The following is a 3,508-nucleotide window of genomic DNA, read 5'->3' on the forward strand; positions in this document are numbered from 1 at the left end:
ATGCACAGTGCTGCGAGCAGGCATCCGCTCAGGGCGAGCAGGGAGAAGCCTATCGAGCCAGCCGACGCTTCCTGAAAAAGATTGGTGTGGAAGGTCAAGGCCCAGAGCGTGTCCAGGCCAAAGCCGTGATGCCAGCGAGGATCATCGAAATTGCGAAGTGGGGCGTAGGGAGATTTAAAGAAACCGTTGAATAGTGGAAAGAGCGGATTTCCTGTAAGAAGCCACGCGTACGTATGGCTCGATCCGAATATCAGCAGTGCGGGAATGAATCCACGTGCAAGCTGACGAAAGAAAGGTCCAAAGCCAACGTAAGCAAGCGCCACCAAGGCCAGGGGCACTACCAGCAGCGCCTGTGTTGTCTTTAGCGCCAGCGCTAAGCCGGAGATAATGAAGAAAGGAAATAACAAGGCCGCACGGCGTGTATTTGAGATGCGCGCCACAATGGCGGTCAGTGCGACAGTTACCGCGGTAATGGCGGTGTCCGCCTGCATCGTTCCGTGGAGCGCACTGACTGTCGGAAGCGACGCATACAGCGCAATCGCCATCCAGCGGAAGGGCGGAGTCAATCCAAGTTCTCCGCCCAGCGTCCAGATTCCAGCAAGGGACAGACAGAACCAGATCAGATTTGCCGCGCCGCGCGCTTCGTGTCCGGCGAGGATCGCGACGTAACCCTGAACTACATCCGAGGCCCAGGGCGCGGCGCTCCAAACCTGACTGGCAACGTCGATCTTGTAATAGCCAAAAGCCAGCAACTGTTCGGGAATAAAAAGATGCAGGACCAGGTCGTCATACTGGACCGTAGGAGGGCACAACGCCAAGGCCGCCATCGCTATCGCCAGTGCCCCAAGTACTGCGGGCAACGGGGCCGCGCTGACGGCGTCCAGCCATCCACGCCTCGCGCCTCCTGCCACGCCCATCAGACGCTTTCGGCCCAGGAAAACGATTGCGCCAAGGAAGATCAGATAGGTGGAAAAGTAGTGAACCCGGAAAGGAAGCAGCCACCCAGCCACCGCGGCGAGTAGGGCGAGACCGCACAAGGAGGCAACTACCACGTCACCCCATGCGGTGCTTCGGCAAATAACGGATCCAATTACCAAGGATGCGGCCGCCACCAAAAAGGCCGCGAGCAGTGGCGCTATACCGACAAAATGCACCAACAAAAGCAATGCCAGCAGAAGCACTGTGTTGGCTACTGGCCAGTTGGCTACGCGGCTTAGCAGAACGCCCAGTATCAGCATTCCGGTCAATATAAGTAGACCATGAAACGTAACCAGGCCGTCCAATCCCTGGAGCACCTGCGTAAGCCACAGGCCTAAAATAACGGCAATCAATCCGCTCAACGAAAGAGCGCGAACAGACAAAAGCGCCAGCTTATCCGAGTGCTGTCTGAACAAACGTCGATCCCTCTGGTTCCCTGGAATAAATCCGTGCTGCCGGGAGTAAGCACCGGCATGAATTTGCGACCATGAGTATAGTGTTGTAATGGCGGAAAATCACTCGATCGACCGGCCGGGCTCTGCTAGGTTCCGAGAAACTGCTGGCTCGGAAATGAGCGGGGGCGTGTGTTTTGCCTGTAATGGGATGGTAAAAAAATCAGGCTGATTATGCGGCGAGGTCACTGGCTGATCAGTCATCTTTCGCAGGAATGAGTTGAGCGGCTCATCTCACAATGCTGCCTATTGCCAACAGGACGTGGCGTCGCGTATACCCATGGCAATTAGGTGGGTAAGGTCACGTCAGCGTGCCCAGGGTCCGGAGACCGGGCTTCGCGAGCGTCGATGGGATCGGTTGTGACCCGGACGGTGGGTTCGGGGGAAAAATGTTTCTTCTTGGTGGACCAGCATAACGATTGAGGGCGATATGGCTATGGCGCAGTTCCAGCGTTTCCTCCCGGGGATCAGGGCGTTTTTCAAGACGAATCGCGATGGCGCCTTCCCGCCTGCAAGCGCGGCGGAGCCTGCCTTCGATCCTGCGAGCTCCCGGCATGGATACAACGATGACGCCTACGCCAAGAAGATCGAGGCGGAAAAGGAAATCTACAAGGATGTTGAGGACATCAACGTTCTTCCCGAGATCTTTCATTATTGGTCGCATAATTATCTGAGGCCGATGTTCGAAGAGTTCGGCCTTACCAGTTCAGATCAGTTCTTTGCCAAGTACTTCGTCATGAGCGCCACGCGTTGTGGCGACGAATCGCCGGTCTTCCTAAGCGTCGGTGTAGGTAACTGCGACGCAGAAGTTCGCATCGCGAAAATCATGCGCGAAATGGGGCTCACCCGATTCGTCATTCGCTGCCTGGACATCAATCCACACATGCTCAAGCGCGGCCGCGAGATGGCGGAGCGCGAGGGCGTGCTGGAGCATCTGGAGTTTGTGGAAGGGGACTTCAATCGATGGGTGGCGGATGGCCAGTACACGGGCATCATGGCCAATCAATCGCTGCACCACGTATTGAATCTGGAGGGATTGTTCGACCAGGTGAAACTGGCCCTCAAAGACAAAGGCTATTTTGCCGTGCACGACATCATCGGACGAAATGGCCACCAGCGTTGGCCTGAGGCAATGGTGGCAGTGCAGGAATTCTGGAAGGAGCTTCCCCAGTCTTATCGCTATAACCAGCTGCTGCGCAGGCATGAGGAAGAGTACGAGAACTGGGATTGCTCAGATGAGGGCTTCGAAGGGATACGCGCGCAGGATGTGCTGCCACTCCTGCTCGAGCGTTTCGACTTTGAGCTTTTCATCGGTTTCGCGAACGTGGTCGACGTGTTCATCGACAGGACCTTTGGCCACAATTTCGATGCCAATGGAGACTGGGACAAGGCGTTCGTCGACAGGCTGCACTTTTTTGACGAAGAGGGTTTCAGGGCCGGTACGCTGAAGCCAACGCACATGGTTGCTGCGATGACCAAGGAGGCCTGCGAGGAGCGTCATTATTCGCGAGGCATCTCTCCGCGCCAGAGTGTGCGCTTGCCCGATTGACGTGTTTCTTGCTCTTGAAGAGCGATCATGGAGCAGGCAGCCAGAGCCGCAGAGTTCTGGCTGAGCTGCACTGAAGGCGTTGGCAGTGATGCAMGGGCCTCGCGGCGAATCATGCCGAGGCCAGCCGACCAGCCGCGCCCCGCGGCGAGTGCCGCGGCTGCGTGACCCATCCGGATTCCGCTGCTGCGGTGGCAGGGTTAGGCGGACTTCCGCTTCAGCTCTTTATCAAGGCTGAGTGCCCACTTCGCGCGCTCCAGCGATTCATTCTGATAGTAGTACGAGCGCGCGGATTCAAATGCCGCGATATAGAGCAGCTCTGATTCACGCAGAAGTCGCACATTGGCTTCCACGGGCGCGTAGAAGCGGTCGCTGGTGAACTGCTGCTGGCCTTGAGTTGGCTGGAATTCCGCCAGGAACGCGAACGACTTCCCGGGCAGGGGCGTAATGCAGAATCCGAAGGGCTCGAAGATGTGGCGCAAGCCCGTGATGCCGTAGGAGACGATATGCCCGCGCTTGCGGGGATCGAGGT

Annotated in this window: 2 protein-coding genes and 1 pseudogene; 1 reads left to right on the top strand and 2 read right to left on the bottom strand. The window is 57.3% G+C overall.

Annotated elements, in window-relative coordinates; all coding sequences use genetic code 11:
• Window positions 1–1,394, bottom strand: a pseudogene (locus tag AC1DMG_RS20915) (hypothetical protein); the annotation flags it as partial.
• Between the two features lie 466 nt (window positions 1,395–1,860).
• On the opposite strand from AC1DMG_RS20915, the gene AC1DMG_RS20920 reads away from it, so the two are divergent.
• Window positions 1,861–2,979, top strand: coding sequence for a class I SAM-dependent methyltransferase (locus AC1DMG_RS20920; RefSeq protein ID WP_441604653.1), 1,119 nt, complete (start codon window positions 1,861–1,863; stop codon window positions 2,977–2,979).
• Between the two features lie 197 nt (window positions 2,980–3,176).
• Here the strand turns inward: AC1DMG_RS20920 and AC1DMG_RS20925 are convergent.
• On the bottom strand, window positions 3,177–3,508 hold a 332-nt coding region (locus tag AC1DMG_RS20925), incomplete at its 5' end, for a hypothetical protein (protein WP_477181036.1).

Source organism: Dyella sp. 01N36, from assembly GCF_056399745.1.